At 66.3% G+C, this 24,506-nt stretch carries 21 protein-coding genes; 16 read left to right on the forward strand and 5 right to left on the reverse strand.

The window, feature by feature from the left end:
• Positions 1-86: 86 nt before the first annotated feature.
• The 13 genes from FHY05_RS18720 to lysA all read left to right on the forward strand — a co-directional run bounded on the left by FHY05_RS18720 (position 87) and on the right by lysA (position 13,378).
• Entirely contained in the window at positions 87-965 is an 879-nt protein-coding gene (locus tag FHY05_RS18720; RefSeq protein WP_183945954.1) for a TorF family putative porin, read from the forward strand.
• A gap of 111 nt (positions 966-1,076) precedes the next feature.
• Positions 1,077-1,166 (forward strand): K(+)-transporting ATPase subunit F, encoded by a 90-nt coding sequence (gene kdpF, locus FHY05_RS18725; protein ID WP_037531783.1) that lies wholly within the window; start codon positions 1,077-1,079, stop codon positions 1,164-1,166.
• Positions 1,167-1,179: 13 nt separating this feature from the next.
• Complete coding sequence (gene kdpA, locus FHY05_RS18730) at positions 1,180-2,883, forward strand: potassium-transporting ATPase subunit KdpA (RefSeq protein WP_183945955.1); 1,704 nt, start codon at positions 1,180-1,182, stop codon at positions 2,881-2,883.
• An 11-nt stretch (positions 2,884-2,894) separates the two neighbouring features.
• A complete protein-coding gene (gene kdpB / locus FHY05_RS18735; RefSeq protein ID WP_183945956.1) occupies positions 2,895-4,928 on the forward strand; it encodes a potassium-transporting ATPase subunit KdpB in 2,034 nt (677 codons plus the stop codon).
• An 11-nt stretch (positions 4,929-4,939) separates the two neighbouring features.
• Positions 4,940-5,539 carry a potassium-transporting ATPase subunit KdpC gene (kdpC, locus tag FHY05_RS18740; RefSeq protein WP_183945957.1) on the forward strand — a complete coding sequence of 200 codons (600 nt, stop codon included), beginning with the start codon at positions 4,940-4,942 and terminating at the stop codon, positions 5,537-5,539.
• Positions 5,539-8,217, forward strand: a complete 2,679-nt coding sequence (locus FHY05_RS18745; RefSeq protein WP_183945958.1) for a sensor histidine kinase KdpD — start codon at positions 5,539-5,541, stop codon at positions 8,215-8,217. Before kdpC ends, FHY05_RS18745 begins: the two co-directional genes overlap by 1 nt.
• Positions 8,218-8,904 (forward strand): response regulator transcription factor, encoded by a 687-nt coding sequence (locus FHY05_RS18750; protein ID WP_183945959.1) that lies wholly within the window; start codon positions 8,218-8,220, stop codon positions 8,902-8,904.
• 239 nt (positions 8,905-9,143) lie between these two features.
• A complete protein-coding gene (locus FHY05_RS18755) occupies positions 9,144-9,563 on the forward strand; it encodes a hypothetical protein (RefSeq protein ID WP_183945960.1) in 420 nt (139 codons plus the stop codon).
• A 398-nt stretch (positions 9,564-9,961) separates the two neighbouring features.
• Positions 9,962-10,930 carry a magnesium and cobalt transport protein CorA gene (locus FHY05_RS18760; protein WP_183945961.1) on the forward strand — a complete coding sequence of 323 codons (969 nt, stop codon included), beginning with the start codon at positions 9,962-9,964 and terminating at the stop codon, positions 10,928-10,930.
• Positions 10,931-11,077: 147 nt separating this feature from the next.
• A complete protein-coding gene (locus tag FHY05_RS18765) occupies positions 11,078-11,341 on the forward strand; it encodes a hypothetical protein (protein ID WP_183945962.1) in 264 nt (87 codons plus the stop codon).
• Positions 11,342-11,364: 23 nt separating this feature from the next.
• Positions 11,365-11,871, forward strand: a complete 507-nt coding sequence (locus FHY05_RS18770) for a class I SAM-dependent methyltransferase (RefSeq protein ID WP_260181704.1) — start codon at positions 11,365-11,367, stop codon at positions 11,869-11,871.
• Positions 11,868-12,131 (forward strand): hypothetical protein, encoded by a 264-nt coding sequence (locus FHY05_RS18775; protein WP_183945964.1) that lies wholly within the window; start codon positions 11,868-11,870, stop codon positions 12,129-12,131. The genes FHY05_RS18770 and FHY05_RS18775 overlap by 4 nt, the downstream gene beginning before the upstream one ends.
• 14 nt (positions 12,132-12,145) lie before the next feature.
• The gene (gene lysA, locus FHY05_RS18780; protein WP_183945965.1) at positions 12,146-13,378 is read left to right on the forward strand and encodes a diaminopimelate decarboxylase; all 1,233 of its coding nucleotides are present in this window, start codon (positions 12,146-12,148) and stop codon (positions 13,376-13,378) included.
• A gap of 188 nt (positions 13,379-13,566) precedes the next feature.
• On the opposite strand, the gene FHY05_RS18785 is transcribed toward lysA, so the two are convergent.
• The 5 genes from FHY05_RS18785 to FHY05_RS18805 form a co-directional block, all read right to left on the reverse strand.
• Positions 13,567-15,285 carry a CocE/NonD family hydrolase gene (locus tag FHY05_RS18785; RefSeq protein WP_260181705.1) on the reverse strand — a complete coding sequence of 573 codons (1,719 nt, stop codon included), beginning with the start codon at positions 15,283-15,285 and terminating at the stop codon, positions 13,567-13,569.
• A 149-nt stretch (positions 15,286-15,434) separates the two neighbouring features.
• Complete coding sequence (locus FHY05_RS18790) at positions 15,435-16,601, reverse strand: hypothetical protein (RefSeq protein WP_183945967.1); 1,167 nt, start codon at positions 16,599-16,601, stop codon at positions 15,435-15,437.
• Positions 16,598-17,659, reverse strand: a complete 1,062-nt coding sequence (locus FHY05_RS18795; protein WP_183945968.1) for a DUF1611 domain-containing protein — start codon at positions 17,657-17,659, stop codon at positions 16,598-16,600. The genes FHY05_RS18790 and FHY05_RS18795 overlap by 4 nt, the downstream gene beginning before the upstream one ends.
• A gap of 29 nt (positions 17,660-17,688) precedes the next feature.
• Positions 17,689-20,076, reverse strand: a complete 2,388-nt coding sequence (locus FHY05_RS18800) for a TonB-dependent receptor (RefSeq protein ID WP_183945969.1) — start codon at positions 20,074-20,076, stop codon at positions 17,689-17,691.
• Between the two features lie 3 nt (positions 20,077-20,079).
• Complete coding sequence (locus FHY05_RS18805) at positions 20,080-21,411, reverse strand: peptide MFS transporter (RefSeq protein WP_183945970.1); 1,332 nt, start codon at positions 21,409-21,411, stop codon at positions 20,080-20,082.
• Positions 21,412-21,541: 130 nt separating this feature from the next.
• Here FHY05_RS18805 and FHY05_RS18810 point away from each other — a divergent pair, with 130 nt between their 5' ends.
• The 3 genes from FHY05_RS18810 to FHY05_RS18820 all read left to right on the forward strand — a co-directional run bounded on the left by FHY05_RS18810 (position 21,542) and on the right by FHY05_RS18820 (position 24,422).
• The gene (locus FHY05_RS18810) at positions 21,542-22,258 is read left to right on the forward strand and encodes a helix-turn-helix domain-containing protein (RefSeq protein ID WP_183945971.1); all 717 of its coding nucleotides are present in this window, start codon (positions 21,542-21,544) and stop codon (positions 22,256-22,258) included.
• 62 nt (positions 22,259-22,320) lie between these two features.
• Positions 22,321-23,322: a dipeptide epimerase gene (locus FHY05_RS18815; protein ID WP_221191312.1), complete on the forward strand. Its 1,002-nt coding sequence runs from the start codon at positions 22,321-22,323 to the stop codon at positions 23,320-23,322.
• A gap of 644 nt (positions 23,323-23,966) precedes the next feature.
• Positions 23,967-24,422, forward strand: coding sequence for a DUF4231 domain-containing protein (locus FHY05_RS18820; protein WP_183945973.1), 456 nt, complete (start codon positions 23,967-23,969; stop codon positions 24,420-24,422).
• Positions 24,423-24,506 lie beyond the last annotated feature (84 nt).

Genomic DNA, 24,506 nt, shown 5'->3' on the forward strand with positions numbered 1-24,506 from the left:
ATATAGAATTGCTACGATCGGTGCGCCTAATCGGCGACCCTTGAAGGCACCGTCACGTGATGGTGCCCCTTCAAGGGGTAACAAGAATGAAGTTCGTCTTCGCGGCCTCGCTCGCTGCCGTTCTCGGCATGCCGCTCGCCGCGCATGCGCAGTCCACGGCCGAGGACAAGACTGAGCCGACCGAGACTGCCGCTCCTGCGTCACCGATCACGGTCAGCGGTTCTGCCGCCATCTCGTCCGACTACCGCTTCCGCGGCGTGTCGCAGTCCGATCAGGAGATGGCGGTGCAGGGCGGCATCACCGTCTCGCACGAGAGCGGCCTGTATGTCGGTACCTGGGCCTCCAACCTGGCGGGCTGGGGAACGTTCGGCGGCGCGAACATGGAGCTCGACCTGATCGGCGGCTACAAGGCGACGCTGGCCGACAACGCCACGCTCGACGTCGGGCTGACCTGGTACATGTACCCCGGCGGTGCGGACAAGACCGACTTCGCCGAGCCCTATGTCAAGCTGAGCGGCACCGCCGGCGCGGCGACGCTGACCGCCGGTGCGGCCTATGCGCCGAAGCAGCAGGCGATCGGGCGCTGGTACCGCACCGGCGCCGACGCCGCGGCAGGCGTCTACACCGACCCCGGCGCCAGGGACGACAACCTCTACCTGTGGGGTGACGGCGCGCTGGCGCTCGCCGGCACGCCGCTCACCGCCAGGGCGCACATCGGCCATAGCTGGGGGCAGGACGGGCTCGGCCCCAACGCCACCGCGGTGGCGCCGACCGGGGCGTACTGGGACTGGTCGCTCGGCGCGGACGCCACGTACAAGAACCTGACCTTTAACGTGAGCTACATCGATACCGACATCTCGGATCGTGCGGCGAGCTACCTTCGGCCGAGCTTCAGCAAGGGCCAGGACGGCACCGGTAACATCGCCGGCAGCACCGTCGTGGTCTCGCTGACGGCTGCCTTCTGACGCGGAGATGATGTGATGCAGGACCTGCTCTGGGTCGCGATCATCGTCGGCCTGTTCGCGCTGACGCTCGCCTATGTCCGCCTGTGTGACCATGCGTGAGGGGATGACGCGATGACGCTCGACCTCTGGCTGGCGGCGCTGACCGCGCTCGGCCTTCTCGTCTATCTCGTGGCGGTGCTGATCCGCCCCGAACGCTTCTGAAGGAGGCGGTTCCATGACACTCCAGGGCTGGTTCCTGATCCTCCTGTTTGTCGGCATCCTGCTGGCGCTCACCAAGCCCGTCGGGCTGTGGCTCCACGCGCTGTACGAGGGGCGGCGCACGCCGCTCCACGTCGTGCTCGGCCCGGTCGAGCGCGGCTTCTACCGGCTTGCCGGCGTCGACCCGAGCGCCGAGCAGGGATGGCGCCGCTACGCGCTGCACATGCTGCTCTTCAACGTGGCGCTGCTGGTCTTCACCTACGCCGTCCTCAGGCTGCAGGGCCTGCTGCCGGGCAACCCGCAGGGGCTCGCCGGGCTCTCGCCCGATCTCGCCTTCAACACCGCGGTGAGTTTCACCACCAACACCAACTGGCAGAGCTACGGCGGCGAGGCGACGATGTCGAACTTGAGCCAGATGCTGGGGCTGACGATCCACAACTTCCTGTCGGCGGCGACGGGCATCGCGCTCGCCTTCGCGCTGTTCCGCGGCTTCGCGCGGCGCGAGGCGAAGGCGATCGGCAACTTCTGGGCCGACGTGACCCGCGTCACGCTCTACCTGCTGCTGCCGATCTGTGTTCTCTACACCCTCTTCCTGATCGCCAGCGGCGTGCCGCAGACGCTCGCCGGCGTCGTCGACGTGCAGACGCTCGAGGGCGCGCGCCAGTCGATCCTGCTCGGCCCGGTGGCCAGCCAGGAAGCGATCAAGATGCTCGGCACCAATGGCGGCGGCTTCTTCAACGCCAACTCGGCGCACCCGTTCGAGAACCCGACCGCGCTGACCAACTTGGTCGAGATGCTGTCGATCTTCCTCATCGGCTTCGGGCTGACCTGGACCTTCGGCAAGGCAGTGGGCAACACGCGTCAGGGCTGGGCGATCCTGGCGGCGATGGTGATCCTGTTCCTCGCGGGCGTGACGGTGACCTACTGGCAGGAGGCCGTGGGCAACCCGGTGCTGCACCAGCTCGGCGTCGCGGGCGGCAACATGGAGGGCAAGGAGGCACGCTTCGGCATCGCCGCCTCGGCACTCTTCTCGGTCGTCACCACCGCGGCGTCGTGCGGCGCGGTAAACAGCATGCACGACAGCTTCACCGCGCTGGGCGGCATGATCCCGCTGTTCAACATCCAGCTCGGCGAGGTGGTGATCGGCGGCGTCGGCGCTGGCATCTACGGGTTCCTGCTGTTCGCCATCCTCGCGGTGTTCGTCGCCGGGCTGATGGTGGGGCGCACGCCCGAATATGTCGGCAAGAAGATCGAGAGCCGTGAGGTGAAGCTCGCGGTGCTGGCGATCGCGGTGCTGCCGCTGATGATCCTCGGCTTCTCCTCGCTGTCGGCGGTGCTGCAGCAGGGGCTGGCGGGGCCGCTCAACAAGGGGCCGCACGGCTTCTCGGAGATCCTCTACGCCTTCACCAGCGCGGTCGGGAACAACGGCTCGGCCTTCGCCGGGCTGACCGCCAACACGCCCTATTACAACGGGCTGCTCGGCGTCGCGATGTGGGTCGGCCGCTTCTTCATCATCGTGCCGATGCTCGCCATCGCGGGCAGCCTCGCCGCCAAGAAATACACGCCGGAGAGCGCGGGCTCGTTCCCGACCACCGGCGGCCTGTGGGTCGGGCTGCTCGTCGGCATCGTGCTGATCCTGGGCGGCCTCACCTTCCTGCCGAGCCTCGCGCTCGGTCCGATCGCCGATCATCTCGCGATGATCCGCGGCCAGCTGTTCTAACGGGGGCCAATATGGCGAAGACCCAGACCAAGAGCCTGTTCACGGCCGACCTCGTCGTGCCCGCGATCAAGGCAAGCTTCCTCAAACTCAATCCCAAGGAGCTGGTCCGCAACCCGGTCATGTTCGTGACCGCGTGCGTGGCGACGCTGCTGACGATCACGATCAATATGGGCGGCGACGGCCTGACGCTCGCGTTCAAGGCGCAGCTGGTCGTGTGGCTGTGGCTGACGGTGCTGTTCGGCACCTTCGCCGAGGCGCTGGCGGAGGGGCGCGGCAAGGCGCAGGCGGCGAGCCTGCGCGCCACCAAGGCCGAGCTCATCGCCAAGCGGCTCAAGGGTGACGGCCGCCAGTATGAGAGCGTCGCTGCCAGCCAGCTAAAGGTCGGCGACGTCGTGCTGGTGGAGACGGGCGACCTGATCCCCTCGGACGGCGACGTCGTCGCGGGCGTCGCCTCGGTCAACGAGGCCGCGATCACGGGCGAGAGCGCGCCGGTGATCCGCGAGGCAGGCGGCGACCGCTCGGCGGTGACCGCGGGTACGCGCGTCATCTCCGACGAGATCCGCGTGAAGGTGACGGTGGAGCCGGGCAAGGGCTTCCTCGATCGCATGATCGCGCTGGTCGAGGGGGCCGAGCGACAGAAGACCCCCAACGAGGTGGCGCTGACCGTGCTGCTCGTCGGGCTGACGATCATCTTCCTGATCGCGGTCGCGACGATCCCCGGCTTCGCCGCCTACACCGGCGGCAGCATCCCGGTGGCGATCCTCGCCGCGCTGCTGATCACGCTGATCCCGACGACGATCGCGGCGCTGCTCTCGGCGATCGGGATCGCGGGCATGGACCGGCTGGTGCGCTTCAACGTGCTCGCCAAGTCTGGCCGCGCGGTCGAGGCGGCGGGCGACGTCGACGTGCTGCTGCTCGACAAGACCGGCACCATCACGATCGGCGACCGCCAGGCAAGCGAGTTCCGCTCGGTCGGCGGCGTGAGTGATGCCGAGCTCGCCGAGGCGGCGCTGCTCGCCAGCCTCGCCGACGAGACACCGGAGGGCCGATCGATCGTGGTGCTCGCGCGCGACAAGTTCGACTTGCAGCGACCGATGCCACAGGGTGCCGAGATCATCCCCTTCACCGCGCAGACGCGCGTATCCGGGATCAAGACGGGTGACACGCTGATCCAGAAGGGCGCGGTCGACTCGATCCTCAAGGCGAATGCCGGAGCAGGCGAGACCGCCGCGGCGACCGAGCTGCGCCGCATCACCGACGAGATCGCGCGCGCGGGTGGTACACCGCTCGCGGTCGCCAAGAACGGGCGCCTGCTCGGCGCGATCTTCCTCAAGGACGTGGTCAAGGCCGGGATCCGCGAGCGCTTCGGCGAGCTGCGTACCATGGGCATCCGCACCGTGATGATCACCGGCGACAACCCGCTCACCGCCGCGGCGATCGCGGCCGAGGCCGGGGTGGACGACTTCCTCGCCCAGGCGACGCCCGAGGACAAGCTCGCGCTGATCCGGCAGGAGCAGACCGGCGGCAAGCTCGTGGCGATGTGCGGTGACGGCACCAACGACGCGCCCGCGCTGGCGCAGGCCGACGTCGGGGTGGCGATGAACACCGGCACGCAGGCGGCGCGCGAGGCGGGCAACATGGTCGACCTCGACAGCGACCCGACCAAGCTGATCGAGGTGGTGGGGCTCGGCAAGCAGCTGCTGATGACGCGCGGCGCGCTCACCACCTTCTCGGTGGCGAACGACGTGGCGAAATATTTCGCGATCATCCCGGCCATGTTCGTCGCGCTCTATCCGGGGCTGGGTGTGCTCAATGTGATGGGGCTGGCGACGCCGCAGTCGGCGATCCTCAGCGCGATCATCTTCAACGCCCTGATCATCCCGCTGCTGGTGCCCCTGGCGCTCAAAGGCGTGGCCTATCGGCCGATGGCGGCCGGGCCGCTGCTGGCGCGAAACCTCGCGGTATACGGGCTCGGCGGCCTGCTCGCGCCGTTCGTCGGCATCAAGCTGATCGACCTCGTCGTCGGTGGCCTCGGCCTCGCCTAAGGAGATAGAAGATGGGCAAGGATTTCTCTTCCGCACTGCGTCCGGCGATCGTCATGACCGTCCTGTTCGCAGCCCTTCTTGGAATCGTCTACCCGCTCGCCATGACGGGCATCGGCCAAGCGATCTTCCCGAGCCAGGCTAACGGCAGCCTGGTGCGCGACGCGCAAGGGAAGGTGGTCGGCTCGACCGTCGTGGGCCAGGCGTTCACGGGCGACCGCTATTTCCAGACCCGTCCCTCGGCCGCGGGCAAGGGCTACGACGGGCTCTCGTCGTCGGGATCCAATCTTGGGCCGACCAGCCAGGCACTTGTCGATCGGGTGAAGCCTGACGTTGCGAAGCGGCGGGAGGAAGGCGTGTCTGGCCCGCTGCCAGCCGACCTTGTGACAGCGAGTGGCTCAGGCCTCGACCCTGATGTCTCGCCCGCCAACGCCTTGGCACAGGCGCCGCGCATCGCGCGGGTGCGCGGCCTTGCGGTCGAGCAGGTGCGTAACCTCGTCGCAAAACAGTCAGAAGGTTCGCTCCTCGGGGAGGATCACGTGAACGTGCTCGCGCTTAACCGTGCGCTCGACGCGCTGCCGCGGAGTGCCGCGCCGGACACGTCGACGCGCTGATGCCAGCCGGAACGGGCGAGCGACCGGATCCCGAGGCCCTCCTGCGCCAGGCAGCGCAGGAGGGCAGGGGACGCCTCAAGATCTTCCTCGGTGCTGCGCCCGGTGTCGGCAAGACATATGAGATGCTGTCAGAAGGCGCGGCGCGGCGCCGCGATGGCGTAGACGTGGTCGTCGGCGTCGTGGAAACCCACGGTCGCGCGGAGACTGAAGCGCTCACCCGCGGGCACGAGATCGTGGCGCGCCGTGACATCTCGTACGAGGGGCGCATGCTTCGTGAGATGGACCTCGACGCCATCCTCGCCCGCGCACCGCGGTTGGTGCTCGTCGACGAACTGGCGCACACCAACGCTCCGGGCAGTCGACACCCCAAACGCTATCAGGACGTCGAGGAGCTGCTCGCCGCCGGTATCGACGTCTATTCCACCGTCAACATCCAGCACGTCGAAAGCCTCAACGACGTGGTCGCGAGCTTCACGCGGGTGCGCGTGCGTGAGACGGTGCCCGACAGCGTGCTCGAGATCGCCGAGATCGAGGTTGTCGACATACCGCCGGACGAGCTGATCGAGCGGCTGAAGGCGGGTAAGGTCTACCTGCCGCAGGAAGCCACCCGGGCGCTGGGGCACTTCTTCTCCAAGTCCAATCTCTCCGCGCTGCGTGAGCTCGCGCTACGCCGCGCCGCTCAGGCGGTCGATGCCCGCATGCTCGAGGACGTGCGCGCCCTCGGTCTCGGCGGCACCTGGGCCGGCAGCGACCGCATCGTGGTCGCCATCAACGAGCTGCCCGGCGCCGACCTGCTGGTGCGCGCTGCGAAGCGTGTCGCCGACGGACTTCGCGGCCCTTGGACCGCGGTGTTCATCGAGACGCCGCGGGCGGCTCACTTCTCCGACGAACAGCACCAGCGTGTCGCCGCCACCATGACGCTTGCAACGCAGCTTGGAGGAGCTGTCGCAACAGTGCCGGCGAGCAACGTCGTGGAGGGTATCCAGAGCTTCCTCGTCGATGCGCGCGCCACGCAGCTTGTCATGGGCAAGTCGCTGCGGTCGAGATGGTTTGAGCTAAGACACGGCTCGGTGGTCGACCGCCTGATCCGCGACACCCCCGACGTTACCGTGCACGTCCTACCCGTGCCCCCGGGCGAACGGACGCGCGAGCGCGCCCGGCGCCGACCGGCCAACTGGGGCACACCAACGGGGTACGTCGTCACGTCTGCCATGGTCGCGGCAGTGACAGCAGCGGCCGGCGGTCTGAAGCACATCCTCGACCTCGGCAACGTCGCGCTGCTGTACCTCCTGCCGGTGATGGCGGCGGCCAGCCTTTTCGGGCTGCGCACCGGCCTTTATGCCGGGGTGGCATCGACGCTTGCCTATAACTTCTTCTTCCTGCCGCCGGTCGGCACCTTGAGCATCAACAACCCCGAGAACCTCATCTCGGTGTTCGTGCTGCTCGGGATCGCGATCGCGACCAGCCAGCTAACCTCTCGGGTGCGCGCACAGGCGGACCTCGCCTCGGCCAGCGCACGCACGAACGCCACCCTCGCCGGTTTCCTGCGCCAGATCAGCAGCGTGAATGACCTCGACCTCGCCGCGCAGATGATCTGCGACGACGTTCATCGGCTACTCTCGGTGCAGGTGGTCCTGCTCGCACCGTCATCGCAGGGGCGCAACCTCGACGTGCTGGCTGCAAGCGACGCGAGCTATAGCCTGGAGGCGATGGACCATGCCGCCGCGACCTGGGCGTTCGACAACGGTGCGCCGACGGGAAAGGGATCCGGCACGCTGGCAGCGTCGGAGTGGCTGTTCCAGCCGCTGCGTGCCGGTGACCGCATCCTGGGTGTGATGGGGGTGAGCAGTGAACGCGCCGGCACGCCCGTCCGCGCAGACCAGCTACCACTGCTCAGCAGCCTTATCGATCAATCCGCCCTCGTGCTCGAGCGGCTGCGGCTCCAGGTGGAGATGCGCGATGTCGATGCGGTCCGCACGCGCGATCGGCTCCGCGCCGCCCTTCTCTCCTCCGTGAGCCACGACCTGCGCACGCCGCTGACTGCCGTCATCGCAGCGGCGGCCCAGCTTCACCATGGCGCCACGCCTGAGCTGATCGGTACGATCGAGGCCGAGGCGGCGCGACTGAACCGGTTCGTCGCCAACCTGCTCGACATGGCGCGCGTGGAGGCAGGCGCTCTACGATTGAAGGTCGAAGCGGTCGATCTGAGCGATGCCGTCACCAGCGCCGCGCATGACGCCCGTCGGGCGCTCGAGGGTCATCCGGTGCGGCTCGACGTCCCGCCCGACCTGCCGCTGGTGCGCGCCGACCCGCAGCTCCTCCACCATTGCCTGCTGAACCTGCTCGACAACGCCGGGCGCTACGGAGATCCTGGGAGCGAGATCGTGATCGAAGGTAAGAACCGATACGGCGAGATCCGTCTCGCCGTGCTCGACCACGGCCCCGGTCTACCGCCAGGCAGGGAGAGCGAGGTGTTCGAGACCTTTCGGCGGCTCGCGGGCTCGGACCGGGCAATCGGGGGCACAGGCCTCGGACTCGCGATCGTGAAGGCGTTCGCCGAGGCGATGGGCATGATCGTCGAAGCGACCAGCCGCGAGGACGGCCTCGGCGCCGCTTTCGCGCTCATCGTCCCACCCGCGCTGATCGTGCGGGACCTTCCCACCAAGGATCGGACCTAGATGCCTGCCAAAGTGCTCGTCGTCGATGACGAGGTCGCCATCCGGCGCCTGCTCAGGAACACCTTGCTGCGCGCGGGGTATGCTGTGGTCGAAGCGGAGGACGCACGCGCAGCACTTCGCCAGGCCTCGGCCGAGCAGCCGAGCGCCGTTCTTCTCGACCTTGGCTTGCCTGACCGGGACGGACTCAGCATCATCCCACTACTGCGCGGAACCGGAAACGCGGTGATCTTGGTAATTTCGGCGCGCGACGCGGTAGACGAGAAGGTCACGGCGCTTGACCTCGGAGCCGACGATTACGTGACCAAGCCGTTCGACACCGACGAGCTGCTCGCTCGGCTGCGCGTCGCCCTCAGGCACCAGAACCTATCGGAAACGACGCCGAAGGTCGTGCGGCGTGGCGAGATCTCGATCGATCTCGACCGCCGGATCGTTGAGCGTGGCGACGAGGAGATCCATCTTACCCGCAAGGAGCATGACGTCCTCGGCGTGCTGGCACGCCACATGGGTCGAGTCGTGACGCACGAGCGACTGCTCGCGGCATGCTGGGGTGCGGAGGAGGAGCCAAGGGTCGAGTACCTTCGCATAGTCATTCGAAATCTGCGGCAGAAGCTCGAGGCACCGGGGCCTGTGGGTAGCGTGATCTCGAACGAGCTCGGCGTCGGCTATCGCCTCAAGGGAGAGGCGTAGCGAGGCGGGGAATCGACGGTTCGTCGCATCACTATGCCGCGGCTACGGCGATTCCGCTTTTCGATCTCGAATTGCTACGTCGTGCGGAATAGCTGGATCGCCACCTCAACGTGGATGGTGGCATGGTTCGGTGGCATCGATCGAGATCCGGTGACCTCGCGCTTCGCGCCGGTGGTCTGTCTCTATGCGCGCTCGCGTACATGGCGGTGGCGCGTCTGGCATCCATGCATGTGCCCCCGATGAAGGCAGGCCTGACCTCCTTCGCCCTCGCCGCTCTCGGCTTCGTGGCGGCGAGCGCAGGCGGCCTGCTGCTGACGCTCGGTAGGCGCCTGTTCGACGAGGTGGAGGTGAGCGCGCGGTGGCGACACCGCTCGCGCGTGAACGTCTCTTCTTCAATGGAGCAACTCTCGGTGGACTACATCAAGGAGCCTGCGCTGCTCGTCGTCGGACGTGATGCCGATGGCAGCTGGACCGTGCGCGAGAGCGCTGGGATGCTGCTCGGACGCTTCGCCTCGGCCGAAGCGGCGCGGCGTTTCGCGCAGGCGGAGAGGGCAGGCCAGCCTCAGGTCGCGATCGCGTCGTCTGCGGGTACAGCGCCTAGGATTGATGGACGGCTTAGCCTGCGGATCGTCGAATCGAAGGCGGCGATAGGTGCGTAAGATCCCCGCTCGCCTGCTCGGCGCCCTGCTACTCGCCGCCGCGACTGGCACATCTCTGCTTCACCGGGCCGTGTACGAGACGGTCGCGGGGGGACCGGCACACCCTGCCGAGTTCGCTCTGGGACTGGTCAGCTTCCTGCTGGCGACGTGCGGCATCCTCCTCCTTGTACACGGACGAAAGTTGCTCGAGTCCGCACCTCGAGAGGGCCCGATGCCGGCGACCTCGCTGCAGGAGCGACTCATGCGCCCGATCTCACCTGCAGGTCGGGCGTTCGACACGCGGCGCTCCGCCTCGTTGATGCAGGCGCGCCACGTCATCGCGGTTGCCCGTGCCCGATCGGTTAAGGTGCGGCAGACGGCGAGCCTCGCTCACCGGCACCGCTGAGGCGCTCTCGCTCGTGCCGGTCATCGCCGCGTATCTGTACCGTCATGGCCGGCGTGTTCGCGAGATCGCGATCGAGGAGCAGGTCAGCTGCCCGAGTGACCGCTCCGAGTTCGTCTGGATCGGGCTCAGCGACCCGTGTGTCGACGAGATCGAGACGTTGCAGCGGCTCTACGGCCTGCATCCGCTCGCGGTAGAGGACTCGCTCAAGGACGGTCAGCTGCCTAAGGTCGACGTCTACGGCGATCAGCTGTTCGTTATCGGCCGCACCGCCTACCTGTGCGACGGTCGCATCGTCTACGGCCAGACCGCCGCCTTCCTCGGGCACAGCCACATCATCACCGTGCGGCAGGGCTCGACCCGCTCCCACCGGCCGCTGCGCGACCATCTCGAGGCAGCGCCCGACCTGCTCGGGAAGGGCGGAGACTATGTCCTCCATGCGGTGCTCGACTTCATCGTCGACGGCTATCTGCCGCTGGTGACTGCGCTGGAGGAGGAGGTGGCGGCAATGGAGCAGCGCATGCTCGACACCTTCCTCGATCGGGCCGAGATCGCGCGCATCTTCGCGCTGCGCCGTGACCTCATGCGCTTCGACCGGATCTTGGTCCCGATGGAGGAAGTCGCGCGCAAGCTCGCGAAGAACGAACTGCCGGGTGTCGACGCTGAGGCGCGCCACTACTTTCGCGACGTGCTCGACCACGTCCGCCGTGTCGAGGCGATGACGAGTGGGTTGCGCGAGCTTCTCACCTCGGTGTTCGAGTTCAGCAACCTCATCGAGCAGCAGCGCACCGGCGCGATCGCGCGTCAGCTCGCCGCCTGGGCCGCGATCCTGGCGGTGCCGACCGCCATCGCAGGCATCTACGGTATGAACTTCGAGCACATGCCCGAGCTGCACAGCCGGTACGGCTACCCCGCCACTTTGGTGGTCATCCTTGCGATCTGCACGGCGCTGTATTGGCGGTTCCGTCGCGCTCGCTGGCTGTGAGCACGCTGTGAAATGCGACGAGCCGTTGACTTGATTATGCGGGCGCTATGCCGATCCAGGGAATCGATCTCGAAAGACTATGGGCGCACGCGTAGCTGAGATGGGCGGGCACGTAATGCCCGTTCATCGAAGGCATCAGCAACGATCATGTCGTCTGAACCTCTTCCGGAGCCCGACGAACGCGGCCCCGTTATCTACGTCGGTCAGGATCATGCCGGCCACTGGCTCGTCCAGGACGGCGCGGGCAAGCTCGAGGGCCGCTTCACTTCGCGCGGCGCCGCACTGAGCTTCGCTCACGCCGAGCGCGAGATCTACCACGCCAGCCTCAAGATGGCGGTCACGCCGCTCAAGCCCCTCATCCCGTTCGGTCCGGTCCCTGCCGGCGAGCGCGCGCTCGTGCGCGCGGCCTAAAGGAGGTCATCATGACAGCGACAATGAAGAAGGCTGGCCTGTCGACGGCCAACGGTCCCCGCGCAGCACGCGACTTCGCGGTGCCGGGCTCGCGCACTGTACACTCCGATCCGCGCTGGCTGCCGCTCGTCGCGGCGCTCGCCGATCTGCGGCAGCGGCATCGCTGCTCCGTCCGGATCGTCGATGCCGACTGCGGCAACGGCGCGCTGCTGATCGAGGCGGCGCGAGAGGCACGGGCGCTCGGCTTTACCGCCATCGAGGCGCGCGGCATCGATGGTTCGCCGGCGATGATCGCGCGCGCGCGCTCGGCTGCAGGCATGATGCGTGACGGTGCGATCGGCCTCACTTTTGACCAGGCCGACATGGCGCAGGCGCTTGCCCAGGAGGCGGTCTTCCCGGCCGACATCGTGCTTTGGCACGGCACCGCGCGCGACGATCATCGGGCGGGTCTCAGCGGATTGCTCGCAGCCGCGGGTGAGCGCGTGATCGGTGATCCGGCCGCCGTGGCGATCGGAGGTATGCTCGCGTGACCCATCGCGACCTCGCCTGGAAGGCCACCGGCTTTGCCCTGTTCGCCGGCGCCTGCACCGCCTGCCTGATGCTGGACCGATCGCCGCTGATGGTGCCGCTCTTCATCGTCGCCCTGCTCGGCCTGCCGCTGATGGTACACGGCAAGCGCGTGGCGCAGGTATTCCGCGCTGAGCGGCGCGGCCACTATCATACCGCGACTGCGGTCCATGCCGCACGCGTGCGTCGGCGTGGGCAGAACAGCGACGGCTTCGGCCTGTGAGCGACGGATCGTCGATGAGCTTCTTTGCGTACAAGCAAGGTACCCTCCACGCCGAGGACGTGACGCTGGCAGCGATCGCGGAGGCGGTCGGCACGCCGGTGCACGTCTACTCGGCCGCAGCGCTGCGCCATGCAGCGGACGCGTTTCGCTCGGCGCTGCGGACGCTGCCTGCGGCCCGCTTCGCCTTCGCCGTGAAGGCCAATCCGAACAGCGCGGTGCTGCGCCTGCTCGCCGGGCGCGGCTTCGGTGCCGACATCGTCTCGGGTGGCGAGCTGCGCCGTGCGCTCGACGCAGGCATGGCGCCGGCCGGCATCGTCTTCTCGGGCGTCGGCAAGACCGACCGCGAGCTCAGCGATGCGCTCGACGCCGACATCGGCCAGTTCAACCTCGAGCTGGAGGAGGAGGGGCGGGTGCTTTCGCGTCTTGCGTACGCTCGGGGTCGGCGCGCGCCGGCGGTGCTGCGCGTCAACCCCGACGTCGACGCGGGCACCCACGCCAAGATCTCGACCGGTCGCCGCGAGAACAAGTTCGGCGTGAGCATCGCCGATGCCGCCGACATCTACGACCGGCTGGGCCGGCTCGACGGGCTGCATCTGCAGGGGTTGGCGCTTCACATCGGCAGCCAGCTCAGCGACCTCGCTCCGCTCGAGGCGGCATACCGCCGCGTCGGCGAGCTCATCCTCGAGCTTCGTGCGCGCGGGCATGTCATCACCCGCGTCGATCTGGGTGGAGGGCTCGGCATCCCGTACCGCGAGGAAGATCATATCCCTTCGCTGACCGACTATGCCGCCATGGTCGCGCGCGTCTCCGCGCAGTGGAATGTCGGACTGACCTTCGAGCCTGGACGGATCATTGCCGGGCTTGCCGGCGTCCTCATGACGCGCGTCATCTGGGTGAAGCCGGGTACTGCGGCTCCGTTCGTGATCGTCGATGCGGCGATGAACGATCTGGCGCGGCCGGCGATGTACGGCGCCTACCACCGCTTCGCCGCCGTTCAGCCCTCCGGCGAGACGATGGTCGCCAATCTGGCTGGTCCGGTCTGCGAGACCGGCGACACCTTCGGCTTGAACCAGGAGATCGACCGGGTTGCGCGAGGCGATCTGGCGGTCTTCCATGCGACCGGTGCCTACGGCGCCTCGATGGCCTCCAGCTACAACTGCCGTCCGCTGAGCCCGCAGGTGCTCGTCGACGGGGAGGACTTCAAGGTTGTCAGTGAGCGTGCGCTGTCTGCCGAGTACGCAGCATGATGAGAACCAGTTGGTCGGCGGGGGAGAGTAGGGTGAGGGCCTGCATGCCTCGCCCCGAGAAGCTACTGCGACCGATACGCCACTTCTTCTCATGACCGGAGGTGGTGAGGCTCGTCCTGATCCGGGGCGGAAAGGGGGCACGCCACCTTCACGCGACCCACCTTCCTTGGGGGCTGTCACCTGAGTTGCTAAGGCTGCGGCACTATCGGCAGCGTCACGAACGATGATCTGTCGGGTTCGGCGTAGATGCGGTTGGTCGCCGGCACGAAATCGCTGTCTCGGGCTGCGTAGATGTTCGGCAGGAACTTCTGCGGGTTGCGGTCGATCACCGGAAACCAGCTCGCCTGGACCTGCACCATGATCCGATGCCCCTTCAGGAACATGTGAGCGCGATCGCGCAGCGGTATCGGCCAGGTCGTTGGCCGATCTGGGGTCAGGGGTTGCGGTCGCGCATAGTCGGTGAGGTAACGACCCCGGCGCACCTCCATCGCGATGGGTAGTTGGTAGCCGCGCATCGCCTCGGGTGTCGCATTCTCCGGGTAGACGTCGATGAGCTTGAGGACGAGGTCGCCGTCGCTGCCGCTGGTTGATGCGATCAGCGTGGCGCTCACCTCTCCGTCGACACGCACGTCATGATCCAGCGGCGCGCTGACATAGGTGAGGACGTCGGGACGGTGATCCACAAAGCGCTGGTCCAAGGTCTCCCACGTCGCCCAGCCTTCGGAACTGAACGTCGGTGTGATCGGCCGCGGCCGATACGGGACGGGGTTGGCCGGGTCCGACACGAAGGAGCGCGGCGGGGTGCGCCCTTCCAGCGCGCCGGGCGGCGTGAACGAAAGGCTGCCGTCCGAATGGAAGTAGAGCCGCGTCGGTTGCGCCTCGACCGGCGGCCAGCGCGGAAACTCACGCCAGACATTGCTGCCGGTTTCGTAGATCTTCGCCTGCCATGCCGGCTTCGCACCTCTGCCGAACAGCCAGAAGCGGAAGAAAGGCGCCTGGATGTCGCGGCGGAACTGCACCCCGGTCTGCTGCTGGCCCAAGGGTACGTTGCCGAGCCTGTCCCCCGTCGTCAGCGCCCAGCTGCCATGGGTCCAGGGACCTGCGACCATCTGGTTGATCCCTTCCGGATCGCGTCGTGCGCCGGCGCGATAGACCTGCCAGGGACCCCATGGGTCCTCCTGATCCCAGAAGCCCGCCACGGTCAGGGTCGGTATGCGAGCGCCAGGCAGCTTCTCCGCCCAGGCTTGCGCCTTCCAGTAAGCGTCGCGATCCGGATGGTCGACGATGTCGTTCCACGCCTGCAGGTTCCCGCCCAGACGCTTCTTCGCGTTCGCGACCGATCCCAGGCGCAGGTACCATTCGTAGGTGTCGTAGCTGTCGAAGGCGAAGGGTGCGTTGGCGTTCTTCTCCGATTGCTCGAGCACCGCATATTCGAAGGCGTAGCTTAGACGGAGCGCGCCATAGCGGTGGATGTCGTCGTTCAGGAACAGGTCGGTTGGCGCGGCCTGATCGCTTACGGCCTTCAGCGCGGGGTGCGGACGCAGTAGCGCCAATCCTGCGGTCAGGCCGGAATAGGAGATCCCGATCATCCCGACCTTGCCGCTGTTTGCGGGAACGTGCGACACAAGCCAGTCGATCGTGTCGTAGGCGTCGGTCGCTTCGTCGATCGCCTTCGGATCGTCGAGATCGACCTTGGTCGACACGATGAACTCCCCTTCGGACTTGAACCGGCCACGCAAGTTCTGAAAAACCAGGATGTAGCCGTCCTTGGCAAGCTCGGCATAGCCCTCGGGCAATTCCGTCTTTTCGGGAACGCCATATGGCGTGCGCCGAAGCAGCATCGGCAGATTCCCCGCCCGGCCCACCGGTCGCAGGATCACCGTCTGCAACCGGGTGCCATCGCGCATCGGGATCATCACCTCCTGCCGGGTGAATGGGGAAGCAGGAATGGGGAGGGCGAGACGACGACCCTGTGTCGGCGCCGTTCCGACGATGCCTACTAGGAGCGAGCACGCAAGCCCGACACCGACGCGGCTCCACGACTTCGGATGCATGGTTATCCCCTCAACTGCCTAGGCTTGTTTCGGTCGCGCGATCCCGACGCGATGTGCTCACCCGTCCAGATGCTGTAAACGCCCCGCGTCAACAGCGGTGCGACATAGACCAGGATCAGAATGCCTGCGAGCAGCCGGTATCCGCGCGCGATCAGCGCCACGAGACCGAAATGCTGCGCGAGCAGCATGCACATCGTTAAAAGCGCCAGCGCGATCACCGCGCGGGCCTGCCTGCCCAGCGCGGTCCCGCGGCGCGTCAGCCACGCAGCCGAGATGCGCTCGTTGATCGCATGAACTCCGCCCGTTCCGCTTTCCAGCAGTGCCGCGAAGATCGTCAACTGGAACAACAGGTGGAAGGCCGGGCGGTCCAGACGGGTGAGCAGGAAGTCCGATGGCAGAACCTCGTGGGAGATACCGGGCAGGAACGCGCACATGCAGATGAAGAAGAGGATGGCGGGCAGCATGGCGAGCGGACCTGCAGCGATGCCGGCGATCACCGCGTCACGGCTGCTGGTGAAATGGCGGGTCACGGGCAGGATCACGACCGCGCCGATGATGTTGTATCCGGCATAAGTGATCCCACCGATGGGCCAGTCGGAGGGCGTGGCCACCGCGCTCCTGAAGCCGAGGGAGATACGATCGCCGAAGCTCGTCAGCGCGAACACCAGGAATAGCGCGTAGGCGCCGTACAGAAGGATTGAGACATAGGCGAACAGGCGTTCCACCCCGCTGTTGCCGAACGCCGACACGGCCGCGATCGCCACCATCAGCAGCAGCGTGCCGATGACAGGGGCCAGCCCCACCGCCGCGTACAGGATCGCCCCTGCTGCCGCGCCGTACACCGCCAGGATGAGCACGATGAAACACGCGTAAGCGCATTCGAAGACAATCCATCCGCGGCCGAGAAGAGCTTGGAAGAAGCCGCGATAGTCACGCGTGCCTGTCTCGCGTGCGAACAGGAAGGTGACCACGCACACTACGCTCCAGATCAGCGTGGCGAGGCACAGCGCAGCCAAGCCGCCCCACGGGCCGGCGGGCAGGAAGAACTCGGCGATCTCGCGGCCGGTGGCATAGCCACCACCGATCACCACCGCCTTGAACGCGAGGCCCGGCAGGATCAGCCGCTTGAACAGGCTGGCGTCCTCCAGCGTACCGGTCGTTGCCGTCATGCCATGCAAGCATCGAGCAGGGCTTCGAGGCGGGGGCCGCCGCGGATCGGGTCGGCCGCGGGGACCGACAGGCGGCGTGTGACTTCCTCGATCGCTGCGTCGGCGGCAGCGGGATCAAGGTGCATGGTGTTGAGGCTGACTCCGGCACAACGGATCGCCGGGCTGGTGAGGCTGCCGAGCGCAACGGTCTGCTCGATCAGCAGCTCGAGCGAAGGGGTGGGCAGGCCTGGGTGGCCTAGGATGTCCTGTCGGCCCGGCTGGTGGCACGCGATGAACAGATCGGGCTGGCTGCCATGAAGCAGGCCCAAGCTGACGCCGGCATACGAAGGATGGAACAGCGATCCTTGTCCCTCGATGACATCAACATGCGAGGGATCGGCGGCGGGGCTGAGCGACTCGGCGGCTCCGGCGACGAAGTCGGACACGACCGCGTCGATCGGGATGCCCTCGCCCGCGATCATGATCCCTGTCTGACCCGTCGCCCGGAAGTCCGCGGCGATGCCGCGGGCCCGCAGTCCTCGCGCCACCGCCAGCGCCGTGTACTTCTTGCCTAGCGCGCAATCAGTGCCGACAGTCAGGATCCGCCTGCCCGAACGGCGTCGGCCCGAGGCGATAGGAATGTCGGCGGGAGGCACGCGTACGTCGAACAACCGGCGCCCGTATCGCTCCGCCGCCTTCTGAAGCTCGGGTACATCCGTCAGCCGCGAGTGCATGCCCGCTACCAAGTCCAGCCCCGCTCCGAGTGCATTCAGCAGCGCGGGCAACCAGCTGGGCGGGATCACGCCGCCGATATTGGCGACGCCGATCAGCAGGCCGAGCGCACCTGCCGCCACCGCCTGCTCGGGCCGCAGTTCCGGCAGTCCGGTCGTCACCGTCGCGCCAGGCAGACTGAACTGTCCGACGCAGCGATCACGCGCCCAATCCCGCAGCCCGAAGGCGGTCTTCGCGTATGCCGGTTCGGTCGTGTCGCCGAGGAACAGCAGATAGGGCGACGGCAAGCGCGTCGACGTGCCCCCGCGCGGCCCGGAGACCCGGATCGTATCGTCAGCCAAGTTCATCTCTCCCATCCGGTCGTCCGCCGTTTCCCTCAGTAGCGCGCTTCCAAGGCCAGACCGATCGTGCGGGGCTGTATCGGAATGATCGCGATAAAGGCGCGCGTGTTGGTGTCGTCGCGCACGTACTGCCGGTTGTTCTCGCCGTACCGGTTGGTGAGATTGCGCGCGTAGAGCCGGACCGTCCAGCGGTCGTCGACGGTGACCGACGCGTTGGCATCCAGGGCGGTGTATCCGCTGACCGGCAAAGCGTCCGGCGCGCTTTCCACTAGCGAATAGCGCTTGCCGGTCCGGCGCAGCTCCAGCGCTGCGCTGCCGGTCGCGCTTTCGCTGATTGGCGCCTGATAGTCGACCCCGAGCGACCCGCTGAACTTGGGCGTGTTCGGCAAGCGGTCGCCATCGAGACCGCCCACAAGCGCCGGCGTATCGGCGGTGAGCCGCGCATCGGTATAGGAGCCGGTCGCGGCCAGGGTCAGCCCGGTTATCGGCCTCACGTACAGCGATCCCTCGACGCCCTTGCTGACGGCGGTGCCCGCATTAGTGGCATAGCTGGACGTCCCGGTGCTGCCGCTAACCTGGATGTCCTTCCAGTCCATGTAGAATCCGGCCACGTCGATCGACAGCAATCGATCGAGCAGATCGGCCTTCAGGCCGATCTCGTAATTGGTCAACCGGTCCGATCTCACGAATGGAGGTACCAGCGGAAAGACGATGTTCGGTCCTCCGGGTCGATATCCAGTGGCGATTCGTCCATACAGCATCGCCTGATCGGTCAGATGGATCTGCGGGCTGATGCTGTAGGTTACTACATCCTCCTTCACGTTGCCCGGGTTGGCCTCTGCGTCAGCCAGAGGCCCGGACACGGTCGGGTTGAACCGCTGCGTGTTCTTGGCCCAGCGAAGCCCGCCTGTCAGCGCGAACATGCTGTTGAAATGGAACGTTGCGTTCGCGAAGGCCGCGTACTCCCGGTAGCGGGTCGGCAACGAGATGTCGGCCAGCGGATCGACGTCGGGAATGGAATTGCCCGTGGCGAAGTCGTATGCGTTTACCAGCTGCGTGTTGCGGCTATTCTCGTGAGTGTAGAAACCGCCCAGCACCCATTCGAAGCGATCGCTGGAGGAGGAGGTCAGCCGAACCTCCTGCGTGACCTTCTTGAGGTCGAGACCCAATCGGAACGGGGTGACCGCGGGGGGCAACCCGTATTGCGGAATGATGAGGCCCAGCGCATTGGTCGCATCCTGCACCTGACGGGTGCGCGACTTGCTGTACGAGGTGACCGAGGTGAGCGTCGCGAAGCCCAGATCGTAATTCAGTGAAGCCGAATAGAAGTCGAAACTTTTGCGGAAGGGCTCCGGGTAGAAGTTGTTGTTGGACCAGCCGTTGCCGATCCTTCGCCCGTTGAGGTTGGCCGCGATGATCGCGTTGCCGTCGCTGTTAACATCCTGCCAGATGCCGCTCAGGCGTGCGGAGAACCTGTCGTTCGGCTTCCATTCCAGACTGACGCGACCGCCATACTGGTCGAACGAGTTCTGATCGCGCTGTCCGAGGGCGGGGACGTCGATGTAACCTGGCGTCCTGCGGTAGGCGAAGCTGCCTGTGGCCGCGAGCTGGTCGCTGATCAGGGGGATGTTGACCATCGCCTGACCGGCCCACCCCGCCCGGCCGGCGCGATCTATTCCGAAGACTTCCCCTCCGCCTCGAACGCCGAACCGGTGCGTGTCGGGGGTCGTCGTGGTGTACTTCAGCAGGCCGCCGATCGAGCTCGCGCCGTAGAGCGTGCCCTGGGGACCGCGGAGCACCTCGATCTGCTGAACATCGTAAGGCAGGAGGTCGAGCGAGAAGAGCCCGGATCGCGCCCAGATGCCGCTCGACCCGACCGGCGCATCGTCCACATAGATGCCCACCGTCTGCGTCCCGGTCAGGGTCGCGACGCCGCGCAGCGTCACTGTCGCCTGCCCGGGCGATCCGCCGCTTGTGACCTGAAATCCTGGCACATAGGCGCTGTAATCGGCCAGTGAGCTTGCCCCCTGACGCTGCAGCGCTTCTCCCGTCACGACGCTGATCGAGATTGGCACGTCGCGCAGGATCTCCGATCTCTTCTGGGCGGTGACCACGATGTCGCCGCCCGTGGCGGTGGCGCCGTTCAGCGTCGGATCATCCTGCGCTCGACCGGGCTGGGCAGTGCCGGTCTTGGTCGTCGAGGCCAGGGCCGGATCGATCTGAGCGGTGTCGCTCCGGTCGTTGACGGCCATGGGTGCGGCCCCGTTCTTCCGGCTGGTCTGTGCCGTAGCAGGCGCGATGGCGATGACGCTGGCGACGCCAATCAAGGATACGTAGGCAAGCTTGCTCCCAATTCGCATCGTGTGATCCCCTTCGACCATTTCCTTCTGCGCACCCGTCTCAGCCGCGTGACGTGTCACCACGGGTCAGGTCGATGGCGCCAGCATGTTGCCCGCATCGGCCTCGGACGGTTCGCCTGCCCAAACGCTGAGGAGGTAGAGCACGCCGGCACCGGCCAGCACGGCCGCCGCGCCGATCGCGAAGAAGCTGGTGGCGGGAATGGACTCCCAGAATGCGCCGAGAATGCCGGCAAGCAGGCTGCCTATGAACTTGGCGATGTACCAGGCGCCCATGGCCATCCCGGCCATCTGGACAGGTGACAATGTCCCTACCAGCGTCAGCCCGAACGGGATGACCAGCAGCTCCCCAAGCGTGAGAAGGATCAGGTAGGCCATCACCCAGCCCATGCCGACCTGTCCGGCAGTGGCCGATTGCACGGCGGCAGCGGCGACCATCACGATCATGCCCAGACTTGCGACGACGCAGCCCAGACTCATGCGACGTAGCAGGGTGCGGTTGTCCGGATGCGCGGCGGGCCGCCTCCAGAACTTCATCAGCAGAGGGGTTAGGCCGATGATCAATAGCGAGTTGACGGCTTGAAACCAGGTCGCGGGCACTTCGGTCCGGTGGCCGAACAAGGACACGGACCGGTCGGTCTGATTCTCGATCCACAGAGCGACGACGTTGCCGCTCTGCTCATATCCGATCCGGAAGAGGATCACCGCCGCCACTACGACGAAAAGCGTCCGCAGGTTCTGCCGATCCATCCGCGTGAGTTTCGCGTCCGTGGCCATGTGCGAACCGGCGGGACGCGCCGGCTCGGGCGGCAGGAGGCGTCGTCCTGCCCGATAGATGATCAGTCCTATGAGCATGCCGATCCCGGCGGCGGCGAAGCCCCAATGCCAACCCAGTAGTTCGCCCAGCGAACCGCAGATCAGAGGCGCCAGAAAGCCGCCGAGATTGCTGCCCATGTAATACGCGCTGAACGCGGTTGCCTTGCGCGGGTCGTCGTCTGCGTAGAGGTGGCTCACCTGGACCGCGAGCGGCGGCAGGAACAGGCCGTTGCCTGCCGCGACGAGGACCAGGGCAGGGAAGAGCAGTGGGGCGAACGCCATTGCGAAGTGGCCCAGCATCATCAGGATCCCACCCAGGACCACGCTGCGGGTGCGGCCAAGCCAGCGGTCAGCGATCATGCCGCCGAAGAAGGGGCTGAAGAAGGCAGCGGCGCCATAGGCGCCGTATGCGAGCGACGACTTGGCCTGAGAAAGGCCGAGCTGCTGGGTCATGTAGTAGACCAGCATCGCCTGCAGGCCGAAGAACGAGAACTCGGCCCACATTTGGGTCAGGAACAGCACGGTCAGGCCACGGGGGTGACCGAAAAGGGTGTCCGAAGATCGCGATGGCAATCCGACCTCCATGGCTCGACCTGATTGTCCCTCAATTGCAGGATGGACGCTATCTTTGAATTTATTCAATCGCAATAGCCGATATTGCACAATCTGATGCGCCGCGTTACACCTCAGGGCATGGTCACGCTGAGCCCCCGTAATGGCTGATCGGGAAGCCAAGGATTCTCCGTTGGCGGCTTGCCTGCGGGCGCTCCGCACGCGTCGGGGCTGGTCCGTTGCCGAGACGGCACGTCGGGCCGGGCTATCAACCTCCATGTTGTGGAAGGTCGAGAACGGACAGACCACGTTGACCCACGGCAAGCTCACTCAGCTTGCCGCCGGTCTGGAAGTGCCGATCGAGGAACTGTTCTCCCCGCCGGCCCCGGCCGTGCACAAAGGCGGGCGCCGGGTGATCGACCGCAAGGGAACCGCGCCGACCGTCGACTACCGCGACAACCTGCATCATTTCCTGGCGACCGAGATCGCCAGCAAGCACTACTTTCCATGCCTGGTGGAGGTGAGCGCCGTGGACGATGCCGGAGCGGCGGAGGCGCATAGCGGCGAGGAGTTCGCTTATGTTCTCGACGGCCGCGTCGAGCTGTTCTGCGAGGGTTATGCGCCCGTCGTCCTCTCGCCGGGGGATAGCGTCTACTTCGATGCGTCGCTGAAGCATCGCTACCTGACGGCGGACGGCACTCCGGCCCGGATGCTGTGCGTGTATTCGCACCCCGAGCATTTCCGCTCCGACCTGTCGCGCGATGAAGGGCATCCCACTGCCTTGCGGTTGCTCTCTCATGGCGACGCGGACTCAGGTGGCGCGGTAGCCGATGCGGGGACGTCGGCTGGGCATGCTGCACCCCGCAAACGGACGGCCTGACTGCACCATCGACCCTGCCGTGTCGCGCCCGTCCACCGACTGGAAGAGGGATGCCAACCTCTATGAAGCTAGAACTTGTCGTAGAAGATCTGCCGTTCAAGCGTCCCTTTGCGATCACCGGCCACGTATTCACCTCCTCCAGGGTCGTGGTTGCCACGCTTGAGGACGGGCCTTATCGCGGGCGAGGGGAGGCTTGCGGCGTATATTATCTCGGTGACGATTCTCAGGCGATCGTCGCCGCCATCGAAAGAGTGCGCCCCGTGGTCGAGAGCGGCATTACCCGGGCGGCACTGCAGCAGATGTTGCCGCCGGGGGGCGCGCGCAACGCCCTCGATTGCGCGCTTTGGGATCTGGAAGCGGCTCGCACCGGCCGTCGGGTCTGGCAGCTTGCCGGGCAGGAGCAGGTGAAGCCGCTGATAACGACGTTGACCGTCGGGGCCGGCACGCCCGAGGAAATGGCGAGGGACGCTGTCGCGTTCACGGGCGCCCTGGCGATCAAGATCAAGCTGACCGGCGATCCGGTTGCGGACGTCTCGCGGGTAAGAGCGGTCCGTGCCGCTCGGCCCGAGGCATGGATGGGGGTGGATGCCAACCAGGGCTATGACGCTGCCGGCCTGGCGGCGGTTCTGCCGACCTTCGTCGACCTGAACGTCAAGCTTGTCGAGCAGCCGCTGCCCCGCGGGGCTGAGGAACAGCTGGAGAGCCTGCAATCGCCCATCCCGCTGGCGGCTGACGAAAGCGTGTTGAGCGCGGCCGACATCCCCGGCCTCGTCGGCAGGTTCGATGTCGTGAACATCAAGCTGGACAAGTGCGGGGGGCTCACCGAAGCACTGGCCATGGTCGCTGCCGCCCGTGCGAGTGGGTTGGGTGTGATGGTCGGAAACATGGTGGGCTCGAGCTGGGCGATGGCGCCCGCCTTCGTCGTCGGACAACTTTGTGACATTGTGGACCTGGACGGGCCGGTGTCGTTGCAGACTGATCGGGCAGAGCCGGTGGAATACCGCGACGGAACGATATGGGCGAGCGATCGTGTTTGGGGAGCCGGCGTCCGAGATGGACAATGACTGCTCCAAGGTGACGAAGCGGAGCGTTTGTCGCATCTTGTGCTGATCTGCCTGTGAAGACGGACGGGATTAGGCGCTGCATCTGCGAGGGGCGTGGTCCGCCGGGACCGGTCGGCACGCGGGCGCCCTGAGGAAGAGATCTCGCTTGACCAGTTTCCTCAAGTTCGTGCACTCGTTATGATTATTCTGCCGGCGGCAGCGTCAAGTTCGAATAGCCACCGCGCGCTATCAGAACAAGCAGGCGGGGCGGTGCCAGCGAAGTAACTGGGTGTAGGCGATCCGTTCCTCTAGCTGTAGCGCCGAGATGCTGATGCTCGGCTGCTGACAGCGAGATATAGGCATGGCCATTAGCCATTGTGCCCGCGTCCCGGCCCATGAGGCGGCCTAAACCCGGAAACCGGCGAAGGATCGCCGATACTCCCGCTTGCGCCCTGCCCACTCCTTCGCAGATCATACCGATGGGGTTGGCCGCAAAGTTTGCAAAGGCGTTCCGGAGGCGGCCCGCTTGGCGGCTTGGGGGGCGCATCCCGATGTCATAACCCGCGCGTCGATCTCTGCGAAGGACTACTGCCCGATGCGCAAGTGCCGTATAAGATTGTGCATCTATTGTTGCGGAGGCTCATGCCCGAGGTGGAAGGTCTGACATGGCGGAAACGGAGTTCGATCGCGATTTCCTGGCGGCTGTCGAACGAGATCAGCAGAAGATGAAAACTCTCGCCGACCGGTCGATGGTGCTCTTCGTTCTCTTGCGCCTAGGCCTGGTCGTCGGGAGCGCGTCGCTGCCCGCACTGACCGCTTTTGCCGAACGATCCTGGTCAACCGTTTTCGCGATAGCTGTCGCGGTTCTCGCCGGTCTTGACACCCAATTCCGCTGGGGCGAGGAATGGCGCCATTTCCGATCTGCCGAGATGACCTTGGGTCGCTTGCGTCAAGATTACAACCATGGGATCGCCTCGCTGGAGGCCGGACGCGCGGCGAGCGAGTTGAAGTCGCCTGGCGACGTATTCGAGCGCTTCTATGAAAACGTCGTCAAATTCCAACAGATTGAAGCCGAGAGCTTTTTCAAATTCCGGGTCGTGGAGTGGAAGCGGAACGCGTGAGCGGCCTACACCGGGGAGCCTGGATCCAGTTTCCCGGCGCCCACCCCGAGGCTTTCAATGTTTCCTCCCGCGGCAAGTCGATTC

It is taken from the genome of Sphingomonas sp. BK580 (genome assembly GCF_014194975.1).
Lineage (GTDB): Bacteria > Pseudomonadota > Alphaproteobacteria > Sphingomonadales > Sphingomonadaceae > Sphingomonas.